This window comes from Sphingopyxis sp. GW247-27LB, from assembly GCF_002277025.1.
Lineage (GTDB): Bacteria > Pseudomonadota > Alphaproteobacteria > Sphingomonadales > Sphingomonadaceae > Sphingopyxis.
This window is the reverse complement of sequence record NZ_NIWD01000008.1, coordinates 741,917-767,507: the sequence shown is the minus strand read 5'-3', so window position 1 is coordinate 767,507 and position 25,591 is coordinate 741,917. Positions and strand designations below refer to the sequence as shown.

Below are 25,591 nucleotides of genomic sequence, written 5' to 3'. Positions count from 1 at the left end.
CGCAAGACGAGACCCTGAAGGTCAATGGCAGCCCCATCCAGATTGAGGCCAATGAATATAGGATCGACAGAAACAGTGCTCAAAATTGAAAACCTCCACGCCACCGTCGCCGACAAGCCGATCCTGAAGGGTCTGTCGCTCGCCATCAACGCGGGCGAAATCCACGCGATCATGGGCCCCAACGGCGCGGGCAAGTCGACGCTGTCCTACGTGCTCGGTGGGCGGCCGGGGTATGAGGTGACCGAAGGGTCCGTAGACTTTGAAGGCCAAGACCTCCTCGCCCTCGATCCGCACGAGCGCGCCGCCGCCGGCCTGTTCCTCGGCTTCCAATATCCGGTCGAAATCCCCGGCGTATCGAACGTCCAGTTCCTGCGCGAGAGCCTGAACGCCCAGCGCAAGGCGCGGGGGCAGGAACCGCTTTCGGGCGGCGATTTCCTGAAGCTGGCGCGCGAGAAGGCGGGGCTGCTCAAGCTCGACATGGACATGCTCAAGCGCCCGGTGAACGTCGGCTTTTCGGGCGGCGAGAAGAAGCGCAACGAGATGGTGCAGATGGGCATCCTCGACCCGACGCTCGCGATCCTCGACGAGACGGATTCGGGGCTCGACATCGACGCGCTGCGCATCGTCGGCGACGGGATCAACGCGATCATGCGGCGCCCCGACAAGGCGGTGCTGCTGATCACTCATTACCAGCGGCTGCTCGACTATGTGCAGCCCGATTTCGTCCACGTCCTCGCGGCGGGGCGGATCGTCAAGTCGGGCGGGCCCGAACTGGCGCGCGAGCTGGAAGCGCACGGCTATGCGGAGGTGGCGGCGTGACCCATCTCCGCGCCGCAGGCGCAATCTCTTCTTTTTTCCGCGCCTCCGCGTCTCCGCGTGAATCCTGTATTCTGTTCACGCGGAGACGCGGAGACGCGGAGGGGAATAGGCCGTGAGCACGGCACCTCTCCCCACACGCCGTGATGAGGCGTGGCGTTATAGCGACATGGAGGCGCTGACGCGCCTCTGGCCGCTCCCCGCACCCGAGAGCATTGTCGTACCGGCGGGCGGCGAGTTGCGCCGGGCGATCGTGCAGGATGAAGGCGCAGTCCAGCAAATAGAGCTCACCCTTGGTAAGGGCGCGGTCGCCAAACTGCATGTGCTCAACATCGGCGGCGCCTATGGCCGCATCGAGCTGAACGTCACGCTGCACGAAGGCGCCGATTTCGCGCTCGGCGCAGCGCAGATCGGGGGGGGCGAGCAGACGCTCGAGATCATCACCACCGTCACCCATGCCGAGCCCGGCGCGACATCGCGGCAGAGGGTGCGCTCGGTGCTCGGCGGCACCGCCACCGGCACCTATCTCGGCAAGGTCGCGGTGGCGCGCGGGGCGCAGCAGACCGACAGCGAGCAGGATGTGAAGGCGATGCTGCTCGACCGCAGCGCGACCGCCAACGCCAAGCCCGAACTCGAAATCTTCGCCGACGACGTCAAATGCGCGCACGGCTGCGCGATCGGCGAGCTCGATCCGCAAGCGCTTTTCTATCTCCAGTCGCGCGGGATGCCGCCGGCCGAGGCGAAGAAGATCCTGCTGCAGGCGTTCGTCGCGGGCGTGTTCGACGGGGCGGAGGATGAGGCGCGGCTGCAGGAGCTGGCGTTGGCGAAGCTGGGAGAATTGGTGTGAGCGTCGCGACAGCCACGAACAGGCCCTCCCCTAACCCCTCCCGCAAGCGGGAGGGGGACATCAGGGCCGACTTCCCCGGCCTGACCCCCGGCTGGCATTATCTCGACACCGCCGCGACCGCGCAGAAGCCCCAAGCGGTGATCGACGCCTGCACGCTGGCGATGGGGCGCGACTATGCGACCGTCCATCGCGGCGTCTATGCGCGCTCGGCCGACATGACGCTCGCCTATGAGGCGGCGCGGCGGCGGATCGCGGCGTTCATCGGCGCGCGCGAGAGCGAAATCGTCTTCGTGCGCGGGGCGACCGAGGCGATCAACCTTGTCGCCTATTCGCACCGGCGCAAGGGCCGCGTGCTGCTGTCGACGCTCGAACATCACAGCAATATCGTGCCGTGGCAGCTCGCGGGATGGCAGGTCGACGTCTGCCCGCTGACCCCGGACGGGCGCATCGACCTCGATGCGGCGGAACAGATGCTGACCCCTGATCACACGATGGTCGCCTTCGCGCATGTCTCGAACGTGCTCGGCAGCCCGCTCGACGTCGCACGCGCCGCCGAGCTCGCGCACCGCGTCGGCGCCGAACTGCTGATCGACGGCTGCCAGGCGGTGCCGAGGTTGCCGGTCGACGTCGCGGCATCGGGCTGCGACTATTATGTGTTTTCAGGCCACAAGCTCTATGGCCCCACCGGCATCGGCGTCTTGTGGAGCGACAAGCTCGATGCGCTGCCGCCGTGGCAGGGCGGCGGCTCGATGATCGACCGCGTGACCTTCGAGAAGACGACCTATGCCCCCGCCCCCACGCGTTTCGAGGCGGGCACGCCCGCGATCGTCGAAGCGCTCGGGCTCGCGGCGGCGGTCGATTATGTCGAAAGCATCGGGGTCGAGGCGATCCACGCGCACGAATGCGCGCTGGTCGCTTCGCTGCGCGAGCAGCTCGCGCGCAAGAACAGCGTGACGCTGTTCGGCCCCGAGAGCAGCGCCGGGATCGTGAGCTTTGCGATGGCGGGGGTTCATCCGCACGATATCGGCACTATTTTGGACGAGAGCGGGGTCGCGATCCGCGCCGGGCACCATTGCGCGCAGCCGCTGATGGAGCATCTGGGCGTGCCGGCGACCGCGCGCGCGAGCTTTGGGCTCTACAGCAATCAGGATGATGTGACCGCGCTGATCGAAGGGCTGGCGCGCGTCGAAAGGATTTTCGGATGAACGAGGAACGGACGATCCGGGTCGAGGAAGTGGAAAGCGTGCCGCCGCCGCCCAAGGCGCGCGTCGGGGACGCCGGGCCCGCCCCGGAATCGATGAGCGACAAGCTGGAGCGCAAGCGCGACTATCTGGAAGGTTTCCTGGCCGCCAAGCCGGCCGAGGTCGACCCGCATGGGGTCGGCGGCGACCTTTACGAAGCCGTCGTGAACGCGCTCAAGGACATCTACGACCCCGAAATCCCGGTGAATATCTATGACCTCGGCCTGATCTACAATGTCGAGATCAACGACGGCCATGTCCTGATCACCATGACGCTGACCACGCCGCATTGCCCGGTCGCCGAATCGATGCCCGGCGAGGTCGAACTGCGCGTCGGCGCGGTGCCGGGCGTGGGCGATGCCGAGGTCAATCTGGTCTGGGATCCGCCGTGGAGCCCCGCGAACATGAGCGACGAGGCGCGGCTGGAACTGGGGATGCTTTGATCGCCCTGTTCGCTGGGGGTGGGCGCGGGCCCGAACCATCCCTATATTGAGCAAGCCCACCCCCGACCCCTCCCGCCTGCGGGAGGGGGGAGATGATGATGACCGATACCAAGACCCGCACCCGTCCCGCCGCGGTGACGTTGACCCCCGCCGCCGAAGCGCGCGTCGCGAAGCTGATGGCGTCCGCCCCCGAGGGCGCGATCGGCGTCAAGCTGTCGACCCCGCGCCGCGGCTGCTCGGGGCTCGCCTATTCGGTCGATTATGTGACCGAGGCCGACCGTTTCGACGAGAAGATCGAAACGCCCGGCGGCACCTTCTACATCGACGGCGCGTCGGTGCTCTATCTGATCGGCAGCGTCATGGACTGGGTCGAGGATGATTTCGCCGCGGGCTTCGTGTTCGAGAACCCCAACGCCAAGGGCGCGTGCGGCTGCGGCGAGAGCTTCACCGTCTAATCCTGCCCACAATGGCGAGGTGGCAGCCGGAACGGCTGACGGAGGGGGCTCGCATCCTTTCCACGTCGCCTGAAACCGCCCACTCCCTCCACCATGCTTCGCATGGCCCGTCCCCCGCAAGCGGGGAGGATCAGTGGCAGACCGTCCAGCCCGCCGTCCGCACCGCCATGTCGAGGTGGAAATGGTTGGCGTGCGCTTCGTTGTAGTCGGGTGACAGGACGGTCGAGAAGAGGCCGCACGATTCGTCGCGGACCGCATGCAGAAACTCGCTCCGCACATCGGCATCGTCCCAGTCGCCGACGAGCGAGATGCGCGTCCCGTCGGCGAGGACGAAGGCCGAAATGTCGATCGCGTTCGCGGTCGAGTGTTCGCTCTGCGCCTGGCGTCCCGCGATCCTGCGGCAGTTGTAGGCGCCGAGATTTTCGAGCTCGACGACCCTTTGCCCGAAATATTTCCGCGCGAGCGGCTGGACGATGTCGCGGGTCCACAGGATCATCGCCGCGGTGACCGCACAGCCCGGCGCGGCGTTCGCCGGGCGCATCGTCGGCACGAAGCGGTTGCCGGTGAGCAGCATGCGCTGAGAGGCGCGGCAGACGCCCTCGCCCATTGGGGGCCGCCGCAGATAGCCCGCGCCGGCGCGGTCGAAGGCCGCGAAGCAGGCCGCATCGTCGCCTACGAACGCCATCAGCTTGCCGTGCGTCGCCCAGCCCTGCCGATGCGCAAGCTCGAAGCGGGCGGCGGGGTTGTGCTCGGGATGCGCGCGCAGCCACGCCATGCCGCGGATCGCGGCGAGCGTCAGCAACACCGCGATGCCGAACCAGATCAGATAGGGGCGGGGGCTCTTTTTCTTCACCCGCCCCAACTGCGGCATCGCGCGCGGCGCGGCAAGCTCAGAGCGGCTCGAACCGCACGGTCAATCCGTCCTTGGGCCGCGGGATCGGCAAGATCTGCCAGTCGGGTTCATAGCCCTCCGCCACCACGATGCGGTGCGTCGTGATCACATGGTGGAAGAAGATTTTCGCCTGCATATAGGCGAAGTGCAGCCCGAGGCACATGTGCGCGCCGCCGCCGAAGGGGACCCAGGCATATTTGTGCCGCTCGCGCGCGACCTCGGGCGAAAAGCGCATCGGGTCGAATGTCTCGGGCTCGGGCCAATGCTCCTCCATCATGTGGGTGAAGGCGGGGCTGACCCCGACCGAGGTGCCCGCCGGGATGCGGTAGCCGCCGAACTCGAAATCCTTGAGCGCGCGGCGCGGAAAGCTCGGCACCGGGGGCACCAGCCGCAGCGCCTCCTTGAACGCCCATTCGGTGAGTTCGAGCTCGCCGAGGCTGTTGTGCCCGACCCCCTCGCCAGCGGGAGCGACGCGCAGCATCTCCTCGCGCAGCCGGTCCTGCCATTCGGGGTGCTTCGCGAGCTGCCAGACGAGCGTGGTGACCGAACTGGTGATGGTGTCGTGCGCCGCCATCATCAGGAAGTTCATATGGTCGACGATCGCCTCGACCGAGAGATGCTCCCCATTGTCGTCGGTCGCGCGGCAGATCTGGCTGAAGATATCCTCGCCCGTGCCTTCGCGCCGCTCGGGCACCATGCGGCCGAAATAGTCGACCAGATAGGCGCGCCCCTTGGCGCCGCGCCCCATCGCGGTGAAGGGCAGCGGCACGCGCACGACGCCGATCGACGCCTGCACCATGTCGACGAACGCCTTGTTGACCTTGTCGGCCTCGGGGCCCCAGGGAATGCCGAGGAAGCTGGTCGCGGCGAGGTCGAGCGTCAGTTCCTTGATCGCGGGATAGAATTTGAACGTCCTGCCGCTCCATGTCGCGACGCGATTCCGGATCCCCTCGTTCAGCGAATCGGCATAGTGGCGCATCGGTTCGGGCTTGAAGGCGACCGACAGCGTCTTGCGGTCGGCGCGATGCTTTTCGAAATCCATCAGCATCAGCCCGCGCGGGAAGAGCAGATTGAGCACCGGTCCCCAACCCTGTTCGGACGAGAAGATCTTCTCGCGGTCGAACATCACCAGCTCGTTCGCCTCGGGCCCGTGCAGCGTGACGCTACGCCCGCCGAAGCTGTTGTTGCGATAGACGCGGCCATATTGTGCCACCATCCTTCGTGTGAAGGCCGGATAGTCGCGAAGCTGGTCGAGCGTGTTGCCGAGGATCGGCAGGCCGTCCTGGCCCGGAATATGGTCGAGCACGCTATCGGGATTGCGCGGCAGCCAATGCTGCGTGTCCGAACCGAAGCGCGCTTCCGACCATTCGATCCTTGCGGGGGCGTTCATCGCGGGTACCATCCTCTTGTCGTCATGGGTCCGTGCGAGCCTATCGGACTACTGACATCGATGCAAGTAACGCTTGAAGCGGCGCGAGGCACCATTCACCGCAAATTCAACTCGACTCGGGCAATCCGGGCTTCAAGATCGGGGGTCCGCTCGTTGGACCTTCATGAAGGACAAGATGATGGCCAAGATGTTTCGGCGCCCCCTCTCCCTCGCGCTCGGCGCGCTGGCGACGACCACGCTCGGCGGCTGCTATTACGGCGACGTCTACGGGTCGAGCTACGCCTCCTCGGGCGCGTGCGCGGGCGATTATTACGACTATGATCCCTATGCCTACGACGACGGCTATGGCTATGACTGCTACGATAGCGGCGACTATGGCGCAGGCTTCGCGCAGATCGGCTTCGGCGGGGGCTGGTACGACGATTATTATTATCCGGGCTATGGCCTGTGGATGTTCGACAATTACCACAACCGCTATCCGCTGCGCGGCCAGTATCTGAATTACTGGGGCGGCCGCCGCGCCTGGTGGCGCCACCATGGCGGGCGCAGCGACGGCAATCACGGCGGCCGGCCGGGCCGGCCGGGACATCCGGGCGGATCGAACGGGCACGACGGCGGCAATGGTCATCATGGTGACCGGCCTGGGCGCCCCGGCGGCTGGAACGGCGACCATGACGGCAACCGGCCGCCGCACGGCACGCGGCCGGGCACCCGCCCCGGCGGCAACGACCACCGGCCTCCCCCCGCTGCGACGCGTCCCGGCCGGCCCGATCGCGGCCCGATGGTTAGGCCCGACGGCAAGAAGCCCCAGATCCGTTCGGTGCTGACCGGCCGGCCCGCTCGCGACACAGCGGAACCGCGACGCCCGTCGATCCGCCAGCCCGCGGCGCGCCCGCCGGTTCGCAGCGCGCCGGCGGCTCGTCCGGCCCCCGCGCCCCGCGCGCCGGCCGCACGCCCCGCACCGCCGCGCGCCGAGCGCCCGGCACCGGCGCCGCGCCCGAACCGCGGCGACCGCATCCGCGCGCAGCGCGATCAGTAAAGCGGTCAGGCCGGCGGCGGATCGTCCGCCGCCGGCATGCCCCCCACCCCCGCCGACACGACGGTTGCGGCGACGAGATCGCCGATGACGTTGAGCACGGTACGGCACATGTCGAGGAAGCGGTCGACGCCGAGCACCAGCCCGATCCCTTCGGGCGGTACCCCGACCGAGGCGAGGATCAGCGCGATCACCGGCAGCGACCCTGCCGGCACGCCGGCGGTGCCGATGCCGCCGAGGATGCAGACGAGCATCACCGAAATCTGCTGCGTCAGCGTCAGGTCGATCCCGAAGAATTGCGCGAGGAAGATCACCGTCACGCCTTCGAACATCGCGGTGCCGTTCTGGTTCGCGGTCGCGCCGATGGTGAGGACGAAGCGCGCGACGCGGTCGGGCAGGCGGAGCCGATCGTGCGCGACGCGCAGCGAGGTCGGCAGCGTCGCGTTCGATGAGGCGGTCGCGAAGGCCATCACGAAGGCCTCCTGCGTTTCGCGGAAGAAGGCGACCGGCGATTTCTTCGCCAACGTCTTGAGGATGATCGGAAAGATCACGAACATCTGGAGACCGAGCGCGAGCAGAACGACCCCGACATAGGCCGACAGGCGGATGATCAGGTCCCAGCCGAACTGCGCCGCGAGGTTGAACATGAAGCAGAAGATCGCGATCGGCGCGAGCTGGATGACGAGGCCGATCAGCTTCATCGCCACCTCGAACACGCCCTCGATCGCGGTTTTCAGCACCTGCGTCTGCGGCGTCTGCACCAGCATCAGCCCGATTCCGAAGAAGAGCGCGAAGAACATCACCGCGAGCACGTCGTTCTGGCTCATCGCGTTGAAGAAATTGTCGGGGACGATGGCGACCACCGCCGCGACCCCCGATTTCGATTCATGCGCGCTCTGGATGATCGTGCCGGCGCGCGCGGCGCCCTCGGCCAGCAGGGTCTTGGCGAGCGCGGGATCGACCCCCGCTCCCGGTTGCAGCGCGTTGACCACCGCGAGGCTGACCGCGACCGCGATCGACGACACGACGACGGTATAGACCAGCGTGCGCAGCCCGACGGTCTTGAGCGCGCGCATCTCGCCCATTTCGGCGACCCCGACGATCAGCGCCGACACCAGCAGCGGGATCACCAGCATGAACAGCAGGCGCAGGAATATCTGGCCGATCGGCCCGGTGACATAGGTGGTGACGGTGTCGACCCACGGCGCGTCGGCGGCGCCGTAATAGACCGCCAGACCCGCAAAAAGCCCGGCGACGAAGCCGATCAGCATCCGCCATTGCAGCCGCCGGGCGCGTGCTTCGTCGCCGCTTGCCGCCGCCGTTACCGCGGTATCCGCCATCGTTCAGCTCCTCGTCCGCCCCTGTCGAGGCGACCGAAAAGCCGTGGTTCAGGCGCGATCGGTCGCCGGCGTAGCCTCCCCGTCCCCTTTTCCTTCCCCATTGTCTTCACGAAGATCGAGCCCGCGGGTTCCATGATGCGCGGTATGGCTCGGCGCGTGCGGCCAGTCGGCGTTGGCCGGCTCGGGCTTTTCGAGCATGCCTTCCCACTTGGTGATGACGCTGGTCGCGACCGCATTGCCGACGACATTGGTCGCCGAGCGGCCCATGTCGAGGAACTGGTCGATGCCGAGGATCAGCGCCACGCCCTCGACCGGCAGCCCGAACTGCGCGAGCGTCGCGGTGATCACGACGAGGCTGGCGCGCGGCACCCCGGCGATCCCCTTCGACGTCACCATCAGCGTCAGCAGGATCAGGATCTGGGTGCCGATCGACAGCTCGATGCCATAGGCCTGCGCGATGAACAGGGTCGCGAAGCTCATGTACATCATCGACCCGTCGAGGTTGAAGCTGTAACCCAGCGGCAGGACGAAGCCCGATATGCGGCGCGGGATGCCAAAGCGGTCGAGCTGCTCGAACAGCTTGGGCAGCGCGGCCTCCGACGAGGCGGTCGAGAAGGCGAGCAGCAGCGGCTCGACGATATAGCGCACCAGCGTCAGGATGCGCCTGCCGAGGAAGATCGCGCCGAGCCCGAGCAGCACCAGCCAGAGCAGCAGCAGCCCGAAATAGAATTCGACGACCAGCCGCAGGAAGTCGAGCAGGATGCCAAGCCCGTTGACGGTGATCACCCCCGCGAGCGCGCCGAACACCGCAAAAGGCGCGAACAGCATCACATAGTTGGTGATCTGCAGCATCAGCTCGGCGAGCGCGTCCATGCCGCGAACCAGAATTTCGCCGCGTTCGCCGATCGCCGAGAGGCCCACTCCGGCGAAGAGCGAAAAGACCAGAATCTGGAGAATGTCGTTCTTCGCCATCGATTCGAAGATCGACTGGGGAAAGACGTGAAGCACGAAGTCGCGCAGGTTGAGCGCCTCGGTCTTGACCTCGCCGATCGGCACGGTGGCGGTGAGGTCGAGCCGCAATCCGGGCTGGAGCGCGTTGACGAGCAGCAGGCCGAGCGTGATCGATACCAGGCTGGCGGTGATGAACCAGAGGAGCGCCCGCCCGCCGATGCGCCCGAGCGCCGAACTGTCGCCCATATTGGCGATGCCGGTCACGATCGTCGCCAGCACCAGCGGCGCGATGATCATCTTGATCAGTTGCAGAAAGACGTCGGCGAGCAGCTTGAAATAGCCCGCGATCCGCTTGGCTTCCTCGGCATCGGCGCCGACCTGCGCATGCGCGATGGCCCCGGCGACGATGCCGAGAACCATGCCGATCAAGATATACAAAGTTAGGCGACGCGCCATTCGATCACTCCCCTGTCCCGCCCGGCGGATTTTATCAGGGCGCGGAGGTAACAGGGTGAGGGTCCGCGGGCAAGGCGCGGCTCAGGTCAGGAAAAAGACGATCGCTAGGCAGGTCGACACGCCGGTGATGATGTTGAGCGGCACCCCGATCTTGACGAAATCGACGAAGCGATAATCGCCCGCGGCATAGACGATGGTGTTGGTCTGATAGCCGATCGGGGTCGCGAAGCAGGCCGAGGCGCCGATCATCAGCGCGATCACGAGCGGGCGCGGGTCGACGCCGAGCTCGGCGGCGATCGCGAGCGTCACGGGGGTCATCAGCGCCGCGACCGCATTGTTGCTGAGCAGTTCGGAGAGGATCAGCGCGAAGAAATAGATGCCGAAGACGAGCACCCAGCGCGGCGCGTCGGCGAGCAGCGGCTCGACCCAGCCGACCATCATCGCGACCGCGCCGCTCTTCTCGAGCGCGACGCCGACCGCGAGCATCGCGAAGATCAGGATCAGCACGTCGCCGTCGATCGTCCCCCACGCCTCGTCGCTGTCGATGCAGCGGGTGACGAGGATGACCCCGATGGCGATGATCGCCGCGACCCCGATCGGCATCACGTCGAGTGCCGCGAGGCTGACGACGCCCGCCATGCACAGGATCGCGATCCACGCCTTGCCGCGGCGGAAGGCGCGCGTCTTGGCGAGGTCGGCGCCGATCAGGCCGGGATTGTCGCGCAGCGCCTCGACCTCGCGCGGGCCGCCGGTGACGAGCAGCCGGTCGGCGGGGCGGATGCGGACGCTGGCGAGGTCGGGGCCGGCCTCGTGCAGCGGCCGGTCGAGCCCGATGATGCGCGCGCGGATTTTCTGCAGGAAGGGAATGTCGGCGAGCCGCTGGCCGATCGACGGATGGGTGGGAGCGATCATCGTTTCGACGACCATGTCGTTCGCGGCCGGGACGCCGGCGCCGATCCCGAGCAGAAAGCGCCCCTGCTCGCGCCAGGTCACCAGCGTCGCGCCGTCGACCCGGACGATCAGCCGGTCGCCGGCGGCCAGCGTCCAGTGATCGAGCTCGGCGCCGTGGACGACGGCCGAAGCGCGGCGCACGCCGACGACACGGCCCGACCGCGGCAGGTCGCGGAACGCCTCGACCGTCATGCCGACCAGATCGTCGTCGTCGCCAAGCACCAGTTCGGTCAGATATTGGTGCGTGTCGTGCGTCCCGGCGGCGCCGGGGATCGGTTTGTCCGAGGGCAGCAGCCACCACATCAGCGCCAGCGCGATCATCCCCGACGCCGCGGTGACGAGCCCGATCGGCGTGATCTCGAAAATGCCGAAGCGCGGCATCCCCGCGTCGCGGACGATGCCGTCGACGACGAGGTTGGTCGAGGTGCCGATCAGGGTCAGCGTACCGCCGAGCACCGCGGCGATCGACAGCGGCATCAGCAGCTTCTTCGCGCTGATCCCCGTCACTTCGGCGAGCTTCATCATGATCGGCAGCAGCACGACGACGACCGGCGTGTTGTTGAGGAAGGCCGAGGCGGCGAGGGCGCCGAGCAGCACCTCGACGATGGCGAGGCGCGGATGCTTTTCGGCGCGCGCCATGATCGCGTCGGCGACGCGCTGGATCACCCCGGTGCGAATCAGCGCGCCCGACAGCACGAACATCGCGCCGATGACGATCGGCGCCGAGTTGGAAAAGACCGAATAGGCCGCCTCGGCATCGAGAATGCCGAGCGCCAGATAGGTGCAGGCACCGAGGATCGCGATCACCGTCGCGGGCAGCCGCTCCATCAGGAACCCGACGAACATCGCGGCAAGGATCAGCAGCGACAGCGCCGCCTGATGCGCCTCGATCGCCGAGCGCACCGCCTCGATCATGCGCGCGTCACCCGCATTGCGCGCGGTGCAACAGCTTGTGGTCGGCGAGGACGAGCGCCATCATCGCCTCGACCACGGGAGCGCCGCGGATACCGACGCAGGGGTCGTGACGGCCCTTGGTGACGATGTCGGTCGCCTCCCCCGCGCGATTGACCGTCGGCACCGGGGTCAGGATCGAGCTGGTCGGCTTGAAGGCGACGCGCACCACCACCGGCTGGCCGGTCGAGATGCCGCCCGCGATGCCGCCGGCGTTGTTCGACAGGAAATCGGGGCGGTTGCTGCCGTCGGTCGCGGGACGCATCGCGTCGGCATTCTCCTCGCCGCGCAGCCGCGCCGCGTGGAAGCCGGCGCCGATCTCGACCCCCTTCACCGCGTTGATCCCCATCATCGCGGCGGCGAGGTCGGCGTCGAGCTTGGCATAGACGGGCGCGCCCCAGCCGGCGGGAACGCCGCTCGCCGCGCATTCGATGACCGCGCCCAGCGAGCTGCCCGCCTTGCGCGCCGCGTCCATCATCGCCTCCCAGCGCTGCGCCGCGGCGGGATCGGGACAGAAAAAGGGATTGCGGTCCATCTCTTCGAGGTCGAAGTTCGCGGGGTCGATCGCGTCGCCGCCGATCTCAGCGACCCAGGCGTGGATCTGCACCTCGGGGATCACCAGCCGCGCGACCGCGCCCGCCGCGACCCGCGCTGCAGTCTCGCGCGCGCTCGACCGCCCGCCGCCGCGATAATCGCGGATGCCGTATTTGGCGTCATAGGCATAGTCGGCATGACCGGGACGATAGGCCTGCGCGATCTCGCCATAATCCTTCGAGCGCTGGTCGACATTCTCGATCATCAGGCTGATCGGCGTGCCGGTGGTCTTGCCCTCGAACACCCCCGACAGGATGCGAACCTGGTCGGGCTCCTGCCGCTGCGTCGTGTGGCGCGACTGGCCGGGACGGCGCTTGTCGAGAAAGGGCTGGATGTCGGCCTCCGACAGCGACAGCCGCGGCGGACAACCGTCGACGACCGCGCCGAGCGCCGGCCCGTGGCTTTCGCCCCAGGTCGTGAATCGAAAGACGCGTCCGAAGCTGTTGAAACTCATAATCCCCTCTCCCCCTGGGGGAGAGGGAGGGGCCCGCGTGGCGCAGCCGCGTGGGGTGAGGGCCCACCCGCGAGCGCGAGCGCGATCGCGCGGCCCACGCCTTCCAGATTGTCCATCACATCCCGATTGGTGAAGCGTAGCACCCGATATCCCTCTTTCGCCAAAAACGCCGTCCGCCGCGCGTCATAGTCGATTTGCTGCGCGTGACTATCACCATCTACCTCTATCACCAGCCGCGCCGTTTGACAGGCAAAGTCGGCGATGAAAGGGCCGAGCCGCTGCTGTCGACGGAATTTATGGCCGTCGAGGCGGCCGCCCCGCAGGATCGACCATAATTTTTTCTCCGCAGGCGTGGCGTCACGCCGAAGCCCGCGAGCGCGGTCGATGGTGCCGTCGCGGATTTCGAAGCGGCTTCTCGTCACGCCCTCACCCTCCCGTCGCTACGCGACGGGCCCCTCCCTCTCCCCTTGGGGGAGAGGGGAATCATCCCATCCGGCCGAATGCGGGTGCATAATCCGCCCGTCCGCCTAGCGGCCAGGGCGCGTTCGAGTCCAGCATCATCGCCATGAAATGCGGCCCCGCGAAAGGCGAAGCGAAGCGCGCGCCGAGGTCGGGCGAATAGCCGAAGCGCGGATAATAGGCCTCGTGCCCGAGGACGAAGCTGATCGCCACGCCCTGTGCGCGCAACTCATCCAGCCCGGCGCGGATCAGGGCGCCGCCGATCCCCTGCCCTTGCCGGCCGGGTGTGACCGATACGGGTGCTAGGCCGGCAGCGGGGATCGCCGCGCCGTCCGCCTCCACGTCCATCCGGCTGAACAGCACATGCCCGGCGATCGCGCCGTCCGCCTCGGCGACGAGCGAGACCAACGCGTCGCCGTCGGCCTCCAGCATCCGCACCAGTTCGGCCTCGCCCTGATAGCCATGCCCGGTCCCGGCGAAGGCCGAGCGGATGATCGCGTCGATGATATCGGCATCCGCCGCCGTGGCGGCGCGGATGGCGAAGCCGTCAGGCAAGCGCGATGTCCGGCGCATCTTCCTGCTTCATGCCGACGGTGTGATAGCCCGCGTCGACATGGTGCGTTTCGCCGGTAACGCCCGACGCGAGGTCGCTCAGCAGATAGAGCGCCGAGCCGCCGACGTCGTCGATCGTGACATTGCGGCGGAGCGGGGCGTTATGTTCGTTCCACTTGAGGATCAGGCGGAAGTCGCCGATTCCGCTCGCCGCCAGCGTCTTGATCGGCCCCGCCGAGATCGCGTTCACGCGCACCCCCTGCGGGCCATAATCGTTGGCGAGATATTTGACGCTCGTTTCGAGCGCCGACTTGGCGACGCCCATGACGTTGTAATGCGGGATGACCTTTTCCGCGCCATAATAGCTGAGGGTCAGCAGCGAGCCGCCACCCTTGCCGGTTTCGGGGTCGAAGGGCGTCATCATCGCCGCCGCGCGCTTCGCGACCGCGGTGAAGCTGTAGACGCTTATGTTCATCGTCATCAGGAAATCGTCGAGCGTCACATCGGCATAGTGGCCGCGCAGCGCCTCCTTGTTGGTGTAGCCGATCGCGTGGACGACGAAGTCGATCGTCGGCCAGCGCGCCGCGAGCGTCGCGAAGGCCTGGTCGAGATTCGCCATGTCGGCGACGTCGCAGTCGATCAGGAAATCGCAGCCGAGTTCGTCGGCGAGCGGCTTCACCCGCTTCGCCATCACGTCGCCCTGATAGCTGATGGCAAGCTCCGCCCCCGCGCCGTGCAGCGCCTTCGCGATTCCCCAGGCGAGCGATTTGTCGTTCGCGAGGCCCATGATCAGCCCGCGCTTGCCCTTCATCAGACCCGTCATTTGGTTTCTCCGACCTTTATTTGTCTTCCACGATGATATCGTCCACGCGCCCAATAGCGTCGTGTCCCAAATCCTCAACCTCGACGAGCGCGGCGTTGAGTTCAGCGCCGATCACCATACCCAATCCGACGAGGTAGAAAAAGAAAAGCGCGACCATGACGCCCGCGAGGCTGCCGTAGGTCGCGTCATAGCTGAGCAGGCTGGCGAGCAAAGGCGGAAGCGCCAGAGTGACCCCGATCCACCACAGGGTGGTGAACAGCGCGCCCGGCCATTTCGGGCATTTTTTCTGCCGGCGGTATTTGGCGGGGGTGAGCGAGTAGAAAAGCAGATAGATGGCGAGGAAGAGGCCGAGCCCCGACACGCCGCGCGAGATCAGCACCACCCCCGCCGACTGGAATTGCGCGGGCAGCACCCGCGTCACGAATTGTTCGATGCCGACGATCAGCACCTGCATGCTGAACGACAGCAGCATCAGCACCACCGCGCCGGAGATGATGCCGATCGACAGCAGCCGGTAATGAAAGAAGCCGCGGCTGAAATGGGTGCCATAGGCGCGGCGGAGGATGTCGCGGATCGTCTCGACGAGGCTGCCGACGGTCCACAGCGCGACGATCGCGCCGAGCCACAGGAAAAGGCCGGTGCGCGCGCCCATCACCTCGCGGATCGGTCCCGACAGCGCCTTGGCGACCGTCGGCGGCATGATCGAGAAGACCGCGTCGATCGCCGCCTCGCCTCCCGCGCTGCCGCCGAACAGGCTCAAGGCGGCGGCGAGCAGGATGAAGAAGGGAAAGAGCGCGATCAGCGCCAGATAGGCGAGATTGCCGGCGTGGATGAAGCCGTCGGTATAGGTGCCGACGATCACGCGGCGGACGATGTGGAAGGCGCGCGTTCCCGGCCCCAGCCGCTCGCGCCCGCGCTCGATGACGCCCTGCGCCCGCGCGCGCAAATGGGTGCGCTTGGCGCGCTCGGCGCGCGCCTCGGGCGAATGGGGCGAATGCCCCTCGGCGAGAAATTCCTTGCCGACTTCCTCGGCGACTTCGCGCTCGAGCGCGGCGGCGGCTTTCGTCTCGCTGCGATCAGCCACGCGTCACACGCCGAGATCGGCCCTGACCGGCCGCGTGTCGGTCCATTCGTCCACCAGCTTCGCGAGCCCGGCGTCCTCCTTCGGCAGGTCGACCATCAGCCGCACGAGCTGGTCGCCGCGCCCACCGCCCTTCTGGCTGAACCCCTTGCCCTTGAGCCGCATCACCCGGCCCGAGGACGAGCCCGCGGGGATCGACAGCATCACCGGCCCGTCGACCGTCGGCACCTTGACCTTCGCGCCCTTCACCGCCTCGCCCAGCGTCACCGGCAGGTCGAGCCGGATGTTGGCGCCGTCGCGTTCGAAGAAGGGATGATCCTTGACGGTGATGGTGACGATGCCGTCGCCGTTGCCGCCCGGCCCCGGCTGCCCCTTGCCCGCGAGGCGCATCTGGGTGCCGGTCTCGACCCCGGCGGGCAATTTGAGGTCGATCGTCTTGCCGTCGGCGAGCGTGATGCGCTGCATCGCCTGCGTCGCGGCGTCGAGGAAGGAGACCGACAGGCGATAGGCGACGTTGGCGCCCTTGGGCGGCGGTGCGCTGCGCCCGCCGAAACCGCCGAACGGCCCGCCGCCGCCGCCACGGCCGCCGAACAGCCCTTCGAAGATATCGCCGAAGTCGGCGCCCTCGCCGCCGAAACCGCCCTGGGCGCCGCCGCGCGGGTCGCCGCGAAAACCGCCGCCGCCATAGCCGAAGGGCATGGCGGGGTTGCCTTCGGCATCGATCTCGCCGCGATCGAACTGCGCGCGCTTTTCCTTGTCGGACAGGAGGTCATAGGCCTTGGTGACGTCGGAGAATTTCTCCGCCGCCTTCGGATTCTCCTTGTTCCGGTCGGGGTGCAGCTCCTTCGCGAGCTTGCGGTACGCCGACTTGATTTCGGCTTCGCCCGCATTCTTCGCGACGCCGAGGGTGGAATAGGGATCTGCCATTTCTATCCTGTAGCCCGATAAGATGTTGGCCGGAAAGGCCCGATTGCGCGCGCGATGTGGGAACGGAGCGAAAGGCGGTCAAGTTCCGAGGTAACTCCTCTCTTCCGTCACCCCGGACTTGATCCGGGGTCCCGCTCGGTGACGTCCGAAAGCGGGACCCCGGATCAAGTCCGGGGTGACGATATAGGCTGGCTTTTACTCGACCGCTGGCCGACGGCGCATTAGAAGCGCGCGCATGACCACCGACCCCTTCGCCCTGTTCGACGCCTGGTTCGCCGAAGCGCGCGCCAGCGAGCCCAATGATTCGAACGCGATGGCGCTCGCTACCGCGACCGCGGACGGGCGGCCCTCGCTGCGCATGGTGCTGCTGAAGGGGCATGGGCCGGACGGGTTCGTCTTCTACACCAATCTCGACAGCCGCAAGGGCGGCGAGCTCGCCGCGAACCCGCAGGTCGCGCTGCTCTTTCACTGGAAGTCGCTGCGCCGCCAGATCCGCATCGAGGGACCGGTCGAACCCGTCGCGGACAGCGTCGCCGACGCCTATTTCGCGACGCGCAGCCGCGACAGCCAGCTCGGCGCCTGGGCGAGCGACCAGTCGCGCCCGCTCGCCGACCGCGCGACCTTCGAGGCGCGCTTCGCCGAGATGCAGGCGCGTTTCGAGGGGCGGGACGTGCCCCGGCCGCCGCGCTGGTCGGGCTGGCGCGTGACCCCCGAACGAATCGAATTTTGGCAGGACCGCGCGCACCGCCTCCACGAACGCACCCTGTTCGTTCGTGATCGGGATGGCTGGACCAGCGGGCTGCTCTATCCATGAGCTGGCGCCGCCTTCCCATCACGCAGGTCGACGCCTTTGCCGACCGCCCCTTCACCGGCAATCCCGCCGCGGTGATGCCGCTCGAGGAGTGGCTCGACGACGCGACGCTGCAGGCGATCGCGGCCGAGAACAACCTCGCCGAAACCGCCTTCCTGATTCCCGACGAAAGCGGCGAGGCCGATTATGAGCTGCGCTGGTTCACGCCGGGGGTCGAGGTCGCGCTGTGCGGCCATGCGACGCTGGCGAGCGGGCATGTGCTGCTGTCGGCGGCGCCGTGGCGGAGCGACATGCGCTTCCGCACCCGCAAGGCCGGGATATTGCGCGTCGCGCGCGCCGGCGAGGGCGAGGCGACGGGCTATCGCATGGCGCTCCCCGCCTATCCGCCCGCGCCGAAGGCGATGCCCGACATCGCCGCCGCGATGGGCGGCGAGCCGGTCGAGACCTTGTGGCACGCGGGCGGCTATGCGCTGATCGTCTACGCCGATGCCGCGAGCGTGCGGGCGCTGGAACCCGATTTGCGCGCGCTGAAAGCCGGCGGCGACATGCTCTACATCGCGACCGCGCCGGGGGCCGGCGATCCGTCGGGCGCCGACGTCGTCAGCCGCGCCTTCGCGCCCGGCGCAGGGATCGACGAGGACCCGGTCACCGGCTCGGCGCATAGCGTGCTGACGCCCTATTGGGCCGCGCGGCTTGGCCGCGACGCCTTCGCCGCCTATCAGGCGAGCGCGCGCGGCGGCCATGTCGGCTGCCGGCTGGATGGGGATAGGGTGGAATTATCGGGGACGTGCGTCACGACGCTGGTGGGTGAGTTTCTGCTGTAATTCTGGGTTCGTCATTGCGAGGAGCCGGAGACGAGGAAGCAATCTCCAGCCATCGGCCGGCGTTACCGTTGGCTGGAGATTGCCACGGCCCTGACGGGCCTCGCAATGACGGTTCGGCGGATCAAAGCGCGCCCTGCAGATCCGCCAGATGGCGGCGCAGTTCGGGGAACTGGTCGTCCTTCGTTATCCCCAGCCGCACGATCGTCACGCGCTGCGACGGCGAGACGATGATATACTGGCCCTGGTGGCCGATGCAGGCGAAGAGGTCGTTGGGGCCGCGGTCGGGCCACAGCGCCGGGGTTACCCCGGCCGGGCGCGGGCGGTTGAGCCAGATGTGGCCGCCATAGCCGGCATCGTTCGGCGACGGAGTCAGCATGAAGCGCATCCAGGTTTCGGGGAGCAGCCGCTGGCCGTTCACCACCCCGTGGTTGCGCAGGAATTCGCCGAACTTCGCATAGTCGCGCGCGGTCGCGTGCATGATCGAACCGCCGATCATCGTGCCGCGCGCGTCGAACTCGGGCGTCAGGCTGGTCATGCCGAGCGGCTCGGTCAGCCGGCCGGCGATGAAGTCGCGCATCGCGCCGCGCCGCGCCTCGGCGCTCTTGGCGGGCGTCAGCGTGTCGGCGAGAATATCCGCAAGGATCACGCTGGTCGCCGAGCTGTAGTTGAAGAGCTCGCCCGGCCGCGCCACCGCAGGCTTCGCCTCGGCAAAGCCCGCCATGTCCTGCGCGCCGCCGCCGAACAGCATCGCCACCGTGTCGCCCGCCCAGATCGGATCGCCTTCCTCGACATGCTCGAGACCCGAGGACATGTGAAGCAGGTCCCTGAGCGTGATCGCCCCGCGCGGGTCGCCGCTGCGCTGCCACGCCGCGACCGGAGCGGGACCATCCAGGGACAATTGCCCGTCGGAAACGAGGAAGCCGGTGAGCACCGCGGTGATGCTCTTCGCCATCGACCAGCTGATCAGCTTGCTCTGGGGGCCGAAGCTCGCGCCGTAGCGTTCGTAGATCGGCTCGCCATCGCGCAGCACGAGCAGCGCGCGCGTCTCCCCCACATCGTCCGCGTCGGTGAACAGCGCGTCGGCCTTCGCCTTGATCGCGGGATCGAGCGCGGGCAGCGGCCGCGGCGCATCGACCGGCTCGGACGGCAGCGAGGCACCGAAGCGCGGCGCGGGCGAGGCCGGCGCCATCGCGCCCTGCCCCGCCGCCTGCGTCAGCGACCAGGCGCCGAGGAGCGCGAGCGCGGCACTTGCCAGCATGGCTTTTTTGGTGATCATGGCGCCCCGTGACTAACACCAACCCGCCCGAGCCGGCAACGCCCGAACCGACGCCGCCCGCTCCGCCGCCGGAATCGCCCGCCGCGCAAGCGCCGCGCCGACCGAGCCGCTGGAGCGGATGCCTGCCGTGGGCGCTGGTCGTCCTCGTCCTGCTCGCGATCCTGCTGATCTGGAAATTCCCGTCGTTCAAGGCGCAGGCCGAGCTGGGATCGGCTTATGCCGCGCGCGTCGGCTGCTCGTGCCGCTATGTCGAGGGCCGCAGCCTCGAAAGCTGCCAGACCGACTTCGAGCCCGGCATGGAGATGGTGTCGGTCAGCGAAGACCCCGAAACCAGGACGATCACCGGCAGCGTCCCGCTGCTCGCCTCGCGCAGCGCGCGCTATGCCGGCGCGAGCGGCTGCCTGTTGTCGCCCGCCGACTAGCCGGAACAATCGGCACGCGCGCGCGTTGGCAAGACATTGCCAAGTCCGGGGAGACGAAGGATGCAGCGCAAGCCGATCGTTCTGGCCGTGGTTGCGGGGGCGTCGCTGTTCGCGGCCGATGCCGCCCAGGCCCAATATCTCGATTCCTATCTCGACGCGCAGCGCTGGAGCAATCTGCGCGAGCATCAGCAGGAGCAGCAGAAGAAGGCGCAGCAACAGCAGAATCGCGCCCCGAACGCGAAGCCCGTCACGCTCGCCGAGCGGCAGGCCGCCTGGTCGCGCAACAAGAGCGAATATCGGCGGCGCGTTCTTCGCGACGGTCAGGCGAGCGCCGACCGCTGGCTCGATTCGCTGGTGCGCGCGGGCCGCTGAGCTATCGCGTGACCCGCCGCGTCGCGAGAGCGATCGCTGCCGGTACCCCGAACACGAGCAGCCACACCACCGCCTCCTCGCCCCAGCCATAGCCGGCGGCGAGCACGCCGAAGAGCAGGTTGGCGATCGACACGGCGAGCCAGAGCCACAGGAACAGCCGCGTCGCGCGCGCAGCGTCGGAGACGGCAAGCCGCAACCCGATCAACAGCGCCAGCCCGATCGCCAGCATGATGGCGGTATGCGACATCCTACCTCTCCTCCCGCGCGCCGGGGTCGGCGCCGAACAACCGGCCGAGCCACGGCGTCCAGCGCTGCCAGCCGCCGTGGAACGATCCCCATTCCCAGATCGCGGTGAAGACCAGCACCGCGAAGACCGCGAAGCCGAGCGTCAGCGGCTGCCAGTGGCCGAACCAGGCAGCGGCGCCCACGGCGAGCAGCGCCGCGCTGCCGAGCAGGTGCGAAAAGGGCGGAAGCGGCCGGTCGGTCGTCGCCTTCTTGAACGCCATATTGCCGATCAGGAACAAGAGCGGGCCGCCGATCGAGGTGGCGAGGAAGGCGGGTGCGATATGGCCGTGCGGATGCGCGAGCAGCATCTCGTCCGACACCGCCGAGACGACGAGGCCCGCGATGATCGGGATATGCCAATAGGTATAAGCGTTGCGCGCGAGCAGCCCGGCCTGGTCGCTCGCCTCGATCACCTCGCTGCCGCGCCGCGCGCCGGTGTCGAAATAGAGCCACCAGAGCGCGGCGCTGCCGAGGAAGCAGCAGGCGAAGGCGATCCAGTGGACGCCGTCCTGCGGCAGGGTCGCGAAGGTCGCGCCGGTGACGAGCACGCCCTCGCCGAGCGAGATGATCACGAACAGCGCGCAACGCTCGGCCATGTGCCCGCCCGCGATATCCCAGTCGGCGCCGCTCGACCGGCCGAGACCGGGGGTCGGAAAGAAAGTGAGCGGCCCGGCATAGTCGACGAGCAGGGCGGCCGCCCAGAGCAGCATCCGCGCCTCCGCTTGGACGAGGCAGCCGGCGATCCACAGCGGCAGCGACAGCAGCGCCCAGAAACTGATGCGCAGGAAATTGCGCGCGCGGCCCCGATGCACGCCCCAGCTCGCCCATACCATGTAGAGCGATCGGCCGATCTGCATCGTGCAATAGGCGGCGGCGAACACCCAGCCGCGCGCGCCGAACGCATAGGGAATCGCGCTCGACAGCGCGAGCCCGGCGAGCATCAGCAGGATCAGCAGCAAGCGCACCTGCGCGCGGTCGGGATCGAGCCAGTTCGCGACCCAGGTCGTGTAGATCCACACCCACCAGACCGCGAAGAGCAGGATCAGCGTCTGGAGCGCGCCCGTCCAGCCCAGATGCTCGAGCAGGCCGTGCGACAATTGGGTGATCGCGAAGACGAAGACGAGGTCGAAGAAGAGCTCGATATAGGTGACCGGTGCGTGGCCGTGCGCGCTGCGCGTCCGGAACAGGTCCGCGCTCCCCTTGCCCATAAGCCGCCCCTTCGCTCGCTTCAGGCGGAGGCGGCCGTCCGTTCGAGGAAGCCGTCCATCGCCGCATTGACCGCGTCGGGCGCCTCCCACGGCACGAAATGGCCGCAGCCGGGCACCTCCACGATCGTCGCATTGGGCACGAGATCGCCGATCCCGTCAAGATTGCACGCGGGCAGCGCGACATCGTCGAGCGCCCAAATGAGGAGCGTCGGGATCGCGAGCAGCGGAAAGGGCGCCGCGGGCGCCTCGGCGAAGGGCTCGTCCATCGCGGGGACGTTGGCAGGCGAGGCGCGATACCAGTTGATCATCGCGCGGCAGGTGTCGCGATCCTCCCAATCGGCGAGCAACCGGGCGATCTCGTCGGGCGGCTGGATGCCGCCGCTCGGCACCCGGTCGGCAAAGGCGTGGGCGAGTAGCCCGGCGATGCCCTGTTCCTCGATGATCGCGTCGCTCGCCGGATCGCGGAAGACGCGGATATACTGGCTCGCGGCGCGCTGTTCGGCATTGGCGAGCAGGAGCCGCTGGAAGATCGCCGGATGCGGCGCATTGGCGATCACCGCGCGCGTCACCCGGCCCGCCCACTGCGGATAGAGGCCGCCGGGCTGTCCGCCGAGCGCCACGCCCCAGGCGATCACCCCGCCCCAATCATGGCCGACGATGGTGAAATCCTCCACCCCCAGCGCATCGGCGAGCGCGAAGATGTCGGCGATCAGCCTGTCGGGGGCATAGGATTCGACGTCCCGCGGCTTCGACGAGCCGCGATAGCCGCGCTGGTCGGGCGCGATGCAGCGGAAACGGGTCGCGAAATGGGGAAGCTGGTGGCGCCAGGTGCGGTGCGATTCGGGAAAGCCATGGAGAAAGATCAGCGCCGGCGCGTCCTTCGGCCCCATGTCGACGACGTCGAGCTCGACCCCCGTGGAAAGCGCCACCCGCCGCTGCTCGAAATCGCCCGTCATTTTCCGCGCTCCTTTGGTTTCAATTCGAAACCAGAATGACGGGAAAGGCCAGAGCTGACAAGAGTGTCAGTTGCGATCAGGGATAGCTCACCGTCTTGGGCACTTCGGGGAGCGGTATATATTCGTCGCTGTCGCCCGGGATCAGGCCGAACGCGCCCTCCTTCCAGTCGTGCTTCGCCTGGTTGATCCGCTCGCGCGACGAGCTCACGAAGTTCCACCACACATGGCGCGGGGTCGTGAAGGCCTCCCCGCCGAGCAGCATCACGCGCGCGTCGGTGGTCGCGCGCAGGGTCATCGCCTGGCCCGGTTTCAGGATATAGAGGCTGTAGCGGTCGAGCGTCTCGCCATCGAGGGTCGCGTCGCCGAGCGCCACGAGCACCGCGCGCTCGTCGGCCTCGGCCTCGATCGGGATCGACGCGCCCGCGTTCATCAATATGTCGGCGTAGATGGTCGCGCTATGCTGGGTGATCGGCGAGGTCGCGCCCCACAGGCTGCCCATGATGACGCGCGCCGACACGCCCGCATCCTCGACCAGCGGCAGATCCTCCTTGGCGACATGCTCGAACGCGGGCGCGATCTCTTCCTTGCCGTCGGGCAGCGCGAGCCAGGTCTGCATCCCCGAGATCGCCGACCCCGCGCTCCGCTCGGCGGCGGGGGTGCGCTCCGAGTGCGCGATACCGCGGCCCGCGGTCATCAGATTGCACGCGCCGGGCCGGATCGTCGCATAGGTGCCGAGCGTGTCGCGATGGTCGATCGCGCCCTCGAACAGATAGGTCACCGTCGCGAGGTTGATATGCGGATGCGGGCGCACGTCCATTCCCTTGCCGATGTCGAAATGGGCCGGGCCGAACTGGTCGACGAAGATGAAGGGGCCGACCATCGTGCGGTCCTTGTTGGGCAGGGTCCGCCGCACGTCGAAGGCGCCGATGTCGTGGGTCGAGGGGGTGATGACGGTATACATTCGGCCGTTCCTTTCGGGTCGGGAGCTATTCGGGGCGCCGCAGGATCTTCTCCATCGTCTTTCCCTTGGCGAGTTCGTCGATCAGTTTGTCGAGATAGCGGATTTCGCGCATCAGCGGCTCCTCGATATCCTCGACGCGGATGCCGCAGACAACGCCCTTGATCAGGCTGCGCGCGCCGTTCATCGCGGGCGCGGCGCCATAGAAGCCTTCGAGATCGGTCTTGGCCGCGATCTGATCCTCGAGCTGTTTCTGGCTATATCCGGTCAGCCAGCGGATGATTTCGTCGACCTCGGCCCGGGTGCGCCCCTTGCGCTCCGCCTTGGCGACATAGTGCGGATAGACGCTCGCGAAACTATATCGATAGACCCTGTCGCCGGCCATGGCCGATCCTCCTATTCGCCCGGCGCGATCGCCCGAATCGCGAGCGCGTGGACGCGCTGGCCCGGCAGATCGCCGAGCGCCTTGTTCACCGCGCGCTGGCGCGCGACACGCGACTGCCCGGCGAAGCCCGCCCACAGGATCGACAGGCTGAAGTGCGATTCGCCGCTGCCGTCGTCGCCGGCATGGCCGTGATGCTTCGCGCTGTCGTTGCTGAGGGTGAAATCCGCATCGGGAAAAGCGGCGGAAAGCAGCCCTTCCATCTCGCGTTGCACTGGACCTTTTTCGCTCATGCCCCCATGTTGGGGAGGAAAGAACAGCATGACAAGCCCCCGATCCAATCGTTTCCACGGCCGCGTTCCGCGCGAAGCCGCTTGCGCCGTTCCGGGTTGCCGCGAGCCCGGCGAGTTTCGCGCGCCCCTATCGTCGCACCGCTCGCCCGACGGCCCGCCGCCTTACCGCTGGCTTTGCCTCGACCATGTCCGCGAGTTCAACAGCGGCTATAATTTCTTCGAGGGCATGAATGCCGACCAGATCATGGCCGCGCAGTCGCCGACCGCGGGCTGGGAAACCGAAAGCCGCGCCTTTCGCGCCGCGGGCAGCGCCGACCTGCCGCCGCGCTGGGCCGATTTCAAGGATCCGATGGATGCGCTCGGCGCCCGGTTCCGCCAGCGGATGGACGAGGCGCGCCGCGAGGCGGCCGATCCGCGCTTTACCCGCGAGGAGCATCGCGCGCTGCAATTGATGGCGCTCGCCCCCGACGCCGACCGCGCCGCGCTCCGCCGCCGCTACAGCGAGCTCGTCCGCAAATATCACCCCGACCGCAACGGCGGCGACCGCAGCCACGAAACGCGGCTCGGCGAAGTGGTTGCGGCCTATCAGCTTTTGAGGAAGAGCCGGGTTTTCGCATAGGGAGAGGGACAATGAACGATCTCGACGAAAGGCGTATCGAAACCGTCCGCCGCCACATGGCGCTCGAGATCACGCACGATTGGGACGGCGTCCTCGCGACCTTCGAGCACCCACGCTACGAACTGCTCGGCCCCGGCACCGTCTTCGACGGAGAGGCGGCGGTGCGGTCCTATTTCGCCTCGTCGCGCGAGCCCTTTCCCGACCAGGCGAACGAGGTGATCGCGATCGCCGCCGATGCCGCGACCGATACGGTCCTCGTCGAATTCTGGCTGACCGGCACGCACCTCGGGCCGCTCCGGCTCGGCCTGCGCACGATCGAGCCGACCGGCAAGGCGTTCCGCATCCGCATGGCGGCAAGCTTCGAATTCGCTTCCGGCAGCGACAAGATCGTCTGCGAGCGCCCCTATTACGACCAGGCGGCGGTGATGAAGGCGCTCGGCATCTTCTGAATAAGGCGTTGCAAGCCGCAACCCATGACGATACCGCGCTCGGACGGTCGGCGGAAACGCGCCGACTCCTCTTCCCG

The 25,591-nt window shown here is 67.7% G+C and carries 30 protein-coding genes; 12 read left to right on the top strand and 18 right to left on the bottom strand.

Annotated elements, in window-relative coordinates; translation table 11 throughout:
* The first annotated feature begins 75 nt into the window (after positions 1–75).
* From sufC to CD928_RS11130, 5 genes are all read left to right on the top strand, one after another.
* Complete coding sequence (sufC, locus tag CD928_RS11150; RefSeq protein ID WP_095387118.1) at positions 76–819, top strand: Fe-S cluster assembly ATPase SufC; 744 nt, start codon at positions 76–78, stop codon at positions 817–819.
* 112 nt (positions 820–931) lie between these two features.
* Positions 932–1,663, top strand: coding sequence for a SufD family Fe-S cluster assembly protein (locus tag CD928_RS11145; protein WP_176473545.1), 732 nt, complete (start codon positions 932–934; stop codon positions 1,661–1,663).
* Between the two features lie 59 nt (positions 1,664–1,722).
* Positions 1,723–2,868 carry an aminotransferase class V-fold PLP-dependent enzyme gene (locus CD928_RS11140; protein ID WP_095387404.1) on the top strand — a complete coding sequence of 382 codons (1,146 nt, stop codon included), beginning with the start codon at positions 1,723–1,725 and terminating at the stop codon, positions 2,866–2,868.
* Complete coding sequence (locus CD928_RS11135; RefSeq protein WP_095387116.1) at positions 2,865–3,347, top strand: SUF system Fe-S cluster assembly protein; 483 nt, start codon at positions 2,865–2,867, stop codon at positions 3,345–3,347. The genes CD928_RS11140 and CD928_RS11135 overlap by 4 nt, the downstream gene beginning before the upstream one ends.
* 95 nt (positions 3,348–3,442) lie before the next feature.
* Positions 3,443–3,802: an iron-sulfur cluster assembly accessory protein gene (locus tag CD928_RS11130; protein WP_095387403.1), complete on the top strand. Its 360-nt coding sequence runs from the start codon at positions 3,443–3,445 to the stop codon at positions 3,800–3,802.
* A 130-nt stretch (positions 3,803–3,932) separates the two neighbouring features.
* Here the strand turns inward: CD928_RS11130 and CD928_RS11125 are convergent, their stop codons facing one another.
* Together CD928_RS11125 and CD928_RS11120 are read right to left on the bottom strand one after the other, a co-directional pair.
* On the bottom strand, positions 3,933–4,655 hold the full coding sequence (locus CD928_RS11125) for an extensin family protein (RefSeq protein ID WP_255247117.1): 723 nt from the start codon (positions 4,653–4,655) through the stop codon (positions 3,933–3,935).
* Between the two features lie 37 nt (positions 4,656–4,692).
* Entirely contained in the window at positions 4,693–6,084 is a 1,392-nt protein-coding gene (locus tag CD928_RS11120; RefSeq protein ID WP_095387402.1) for a cytochrome P450, read from the bottom strand.
* Positions 6,085–6,262: 178 nt separating this feature from the next.
* On the opposite strand from CD928_RS11120, the gene CD928_RS11115 reads away from it, so the two are divergent.
* Positions 6,263–7,123 (top strand): hypothetical protein, encoded by an 861-nt coding sequence (locus CD928_RS11115; protein ID WP_141237139.1) that lies wholly within the window; start codon positions 6,263–6,265, stop codon positions 7,121–7,123.
* 5 nt (positions 7,124–7,128) lie between these two features.
* On the opposite strand, the gene CD928_RS11110 is transcribed toward CD928_RS11115, so the two are convergent.
* The 9 genes from CD928_RS11110 to CD928_RS11070 all read right to left on the bottom strand — a co-directional run bounded on the left by CD928_RS11110 (position 7,129) and on the right by CD928_RS11070 (position 16,659).
* Positions 7,129–8,460 carry a dicarboxylate/amino acid:cation symporter gene (locus tag CD928_RS11110; protein WP_095387113.1) on the bottom strand — a complete coding sequence of 444 codons (1,332 nt, stop codon included), beginning with the start codon at positions 8,458–8,460 and terminating at the stop codon, positions 7,129–7,131.
* A 48-nt stretch (positions 8,461–8,508) separates the two neighbouring features.
* Positions 8,509–9,867, bottom strand: a complete 1,359-nt coding sequence (locus tag CD928_RS11105) for a dicarboxylate/amino acid:cation symporter (protein WP_095387112.1) — start codon at positions 9,865–9,867, stop codon at positions 8,509–8,511.
* An 81-nt stretch (positions 9,868–9,948) separates the two neighbouring features.
* Positions 9,949–11,733, bottom strand: coding sequence for an SLC13 family permease (locus tag CD928_RS11100; RefSeq protein WP_095387111.1), 1,785 nt, complete (start codon positions 11,731–11,733; stop codon positions 9,949–9,951).
* Between the two features lie 7 nt (positions 11,734–11,740).
* Entirely contained in the window at positions 11,741–12,817 is a 1,077-nt protein-coding gene (gene aroC, locus CD928_RS11095; RefSeq protein ID WP_095387110.1) for a chorismate synthase, read from the bottom strand.
* A complete protein-coding gene (locus CD928_RS11090; protein ID WP_095387109.1) occupies positions 12,814–13,239 on the bottom strand; it encodes an endonuclease domain-containing protein in 426 nt (141 codons plus the stop codon). Before CD928_RS11090 ends, aroC begins: the two co-directional genes overlap by 4 nt.
* Before the next feature lie 61 nt (positions 13,240–13,300).
* Complete coding sequence (locus CD928_RS11085; protein ID WP_095387108.1) at positions 13,301–13,849, bottom strand: GNAT family N-acetyltransferase; 549 nt, start codon at positions 13,847–13,849, stop codon at positions 13,301–13,303.
* On the bottom strand, positions 13,824–14,651 hold the full coding sequence (gene fabI / locus CD928_RS11080) for an enoyl-ACP reductase FabI (RefSeq protein WP_095387107.1): 828 nt from the start codon (positions 14,649–14,651) through the stop codon (positions 13,824–13,826). The genes CD928_RS11085 and fabI overlap by 26 nt, the downstream gene beginning before the upstream one ends.
* Positions 14,652–14,667: 16 nt before the next feature.
* Positions 14,668–15,735, bottom strand: a complete 1,068-nt coding sequence (locus tag CD928_RS11075) for a YihY/virulence factor BrkB family protein (RefSeq protein ID WP_095387106.1) — start codon at positions 15,733–15,735, stop codon at positions 14,668–14,670.
* A 3-nt stretch (positions 15,736–15,738) separates the two neighbouring features.
* Entirely contained in the window at positions 15,739–16,659 is a 921-nt protein-coding gene (locus tag CD928_RS11070) for a DnaJ C-terminal domain-containing protein (protein WP_095387105.1), read from the bottom strand.
* 235 nt (positions 16,660–16,894) lie between these two features.
* Here CD928_RS11070 and pdxH point away from each other — a divergent pair, with 235 nt between their 5' ends.
* Both pdxH and CD928_RS11060 read left to right on the top strand, forming a co-directional pair.
* Complete coding sequence (gene pdxH, locus CD928_RS11065; RefSeq protein WP_095387104.1) at positions 16,895–17,473, top strand: pyridoxamine 5'-phosphate oxidase; 579 nt, start codon at positions 16,895–16,897, stop codon at positions 17,471–17,473.
* Complete coding sequence (locus CD928_RS11060) at positions 17,470–18,294, top strand: PhzF family phenazine biosynthesis protein (RefSeq protein ID WP_095387103.1); 825 nt, start codon at positions 17,470–17,472, stop codon at positions 18,292–18,294. Before pdxH ends, CD928_RS11060 begins: the two co-directional genes overlap by 4 nt.
* Before the next feature lie 121 nt (positions 18,295–18,415).
* On the opposite strand, the gene CD928_RS11055 is transcribed toward CD928_RS11060, so the two are convergent.
* Entirely contained in the window at positions 18,416–19,570 is a 1,155-nt protein-coding gene (locus CD928_RS11055) for a serine hydrolase (protein ID WP_095387102.1), read from the bottom strand.
* Positions 19,571–19,578: 8 nt separating this feature from the next.
* Here CD928_RS11055 and CD928_RS11050 point away from each other — a divergent pair, with 8 nt between their 5' ends.
* Together CD928_RS11050 and CD928_RS11045 are read left to right on the top strand one after the other, a co-directional pair.
* Entirely contained in the window at positions 19,579–19,992 is a 414-nt protein-coding gene (locus CD928_RS11050) for a hypothetical protein (protein ID WP_176473543.1), read from the top strand.
* Positions 19,993–20,052: 60 nt separating this feature from the next.
* Positions 20,053–20,364 (top strand): hypothetical protein, encoded by a 312-nt coding sequence (locus CD928_RS11045; protein WP_095387101.1) that lies wholly within the window; start codon positions 20,053–20,055, stop codon positions 20,362–20,364.
* A gap of 1 nt (position 20,365) precedes the next feature.
* On the opposite strand, the gene CD928_RS11040 is transcribed toward CD928_RS11045, so the two are convergent.
* The 6 genes from CD928_RS11040 to CD928_RS11015 form a co-directional block, all read right to left on the bottom strand.
* Positions 20,366–20,611, bottom strand: coding sequence for a hypothetical protein (locus tag CD928_RS11040; RefSeq protein ID WP_095387100.1), 246 nt, complete (start codon positions 20,609–20,611; stop codon positions 20,366–20,368).
* Position 20,612: 1 nt separating this feature from the next.
* Positions 20,613–21,857 (bottom strand): low temperature requirement protein A, encoded by a 1,245-nt coding sequence (locus CD928_RS11035; RefSeq protein WP_095387099.1) that lies wholly within the window; start codon positions 21,855–21,857, stop codon positions 20,613–20,615.
* 20 nt (positions 21,858–21,877) lie between these two features.
* Positions 21,878–22,813 (bottom strand): alpha/beta fold hydrolase, encoded by a 936-nt coding sequence (locus tag CD928_RS11030; protein ID WP_095387098.1) that lies wholly within the window; start codon positions 22,811–22,813, stop codon positions 21,878–21,880.
* 76 nt (positions 22,814–22,889) lie between these two features.
* The gene (locus tag CD928_RS11025; protein ID WP_095387097.1) at positions 22,890–23,774 is read right to left on the bottom strand and encodes a pirin family protein; all 885 of its coding nucleotides are present in this window, start codon (positions 23,772–23,774) and stop codon (positions 22,890–22,892) included.
* A gap of 25 nt (positions 23,775–23,799) precedes the next feature.
* Entirely contained in the window at positions 23,800–24,156 is a 357-nt protein-coding gene (locus CD928_RS11020; RefSeq protein ID WP_095387096.1) for a DUF2200 domain-containing protein, read from the bottom strand.
* Positions 24,157–24,167: 11 nt separating this feature from the next.
* Entirely contained in the window at positions 24,168–24,446 is a 279-nt protein-coding gene (locus CD928_RS11015; RefSeq protein ID WP_255247116.1) for a BolA family transcriptional regulator, read from the bottom strand.
* 28 nt (positions 24,447–24,474) lie between these two features.
* On the opposite strand from CD928_RS11015, the gene CD928_RS11010 reads away from it, so the two are divergent.
* Both CD928_RS11010 and CD928_RS11005 read left to right on the top strand, forming a co-directional pair.
* Positions 24,475–25,065 carry a DnaJ domain-containing protein gene (locus CD928_RS11010; RefSeq protein WP_095387094.1) on the top strand — a complete coding sequence of 197 codons (591 nt, stop codon included), beginning with the start codon at positions 24,475–24,477 and terminating at the stop codon, positions 25,063–25,065.
* Between the two features lie 11 nt (positions 25,066–25,076).
* Complete coding sequence (locus CD928_RS11005) at positions 25,077–25,514, top strand: ester cyclase (protein WP_095387093.1); 438 nt, start codon at positions 25,077–25,079, stop codon at positions 25,512–25,514.
* The last annotated feature ends 77 nt before the right edge of the window (positions 25,515–25,591 follow it).